This is a genomic window from Gilliamella sp. GillExp13, assembly GCF_001690815.1.
Classification (GTDB): Bacteria; Pseudomonadota; Gammaproteobacteria; order Enterobacterales; family Orbaceae; genus Gilliamella; species Gilliamella bombi.
Genome location: NZ_LZHJ01000089.1, coordinates 1 through 1,502, shown reverse-complemented (window position 1 = coordinate 1,502; position 1,502 = coordinate 1). Strand labels below are relative to the sequence as shown.

General features: G+C 33.6%; 1 protein-coding gene. It reads left to right on the top strand.

Going from position 1 to position 1,502, the window contains the following annotated elements; translation table 11 throughout:
• On the top strand, positions 1–1,072 hold a 1,072-nt coding region (locus A9G37_RS12870), incomplete at its 5' end, for a hypothetical protein (protein ID WP_176701876.1).
• Between the last annotated feature and the right edge of the window lie 430 nt (positions 1,073–1,502).

Genomic DNA, 1,502 nt, shown 5'->3' with positions numbered 1-1,502 from the left:
TAAATTAAAAATTAAATGGCAGAATTTATATGGTCAAGATATTACTAATTATGTGAAGGATAACTCAGATAAAGCATTAAATGGCTGTGATGCACCTTATCAATTGACGTTAGAAGTGGAAGATGTAAGCATTAAGACAGAATATGGTATTCCTTCTGAAAGTGATAAATTTACTGGAAATAGGCATACCTATTATCTTTATCCCAAAATGGATAAACCACAATTTTGTTATGCTATGCCTAACTTAGAATATGATTGGCATTCAAATGATATACCTTACGATGGTGCAGTTTCTTCTCTTAACGATCCGCATGGTGATTGGAATAAATATAGAGGATTTTATGCTTATAATCCAGCGAATCCTGGAGCAAACTTTCCAACCACAGGCTCTCATAATTTATTTTTTTACTTGAGTGTTGCAGGAATGAAAGCACAAGATATAGTAAATAAAAATGGTCGAACAATTTCGACGGGAGGGGTAACATTAACGTTAAATGCTGAAAATACGCTACCTACAGGGCTTGTAAAAATTAACTTAACGGGTCCTAAGGAGAGTAATCCTGGTTCTTTTATTCCTTCAACATTTTATTTACACGATAAAAACAATGACCCATTGTATAGTTTTAGGTTAGAGCGTTGGTATGTCACTAAAAAAGGTGGTGCAGGGGGGTATCAAAATGCAGTAGCATTTTGTAATAACTTTAATGGTGGTGGATATCGTATGACCAAAGTGCTTGATTTTACCAATGCAAGGCGTGGCGAAGATATAGTTGTGGATTGGCAAAATGGTATAGCAGACGGAGCCTCTTTACGAAAAATTAGTTATATAACCAATGGTTATTGGATGGGGGGATTATTTAGCGAATGGGGACGAGTGACTCAAATCTACTATAAAGATAGTGATTGGGAATTTTTTCAAGTTGGCGATCCTGCTTGGGGGGAGCTAAGAGGGTATTATTGGACATCAGATCTTATTGACTTTTATACTCGCGTTGTAGAGACAAATACAGGTGTTGTTGGCGCTAGATATCTTTCAGATCAAGACTATAGAGGAGCTTGCGTTACACCATAATTTTCTCTTCAATAATGACTATTTAAATAAAAATACTTGGTATTTTGTTTAAATAGTCGATTAAACTTTTTAGCTATAAAATATTTAGATTAATTTAACCATAAAGTTTATGCCCATTCATGATGAATAATTCTTACAATTTACATTTCTTTACAAAAAAGTCCGCCAAAAAACTAGCCAACTATTTCTTAAACGGCTATACTTTAATCGCTTTAGAAAGACAAGCTTATTAAATAAGCGATTAACCATAAAAAATCTAAATAAAACAAAATATTACTTGACAGGTGGAACAAAATGCAGTACCATTTTAGGCACAAGGCACAAGGCACAAGCACTGGCAAACTTATGTCTTAAATTTATCAAATAATCCTATTCGACAAGTTTTTACTCGAAGCTCATTTATATCATCGAAATTATCTCTCGAATTATT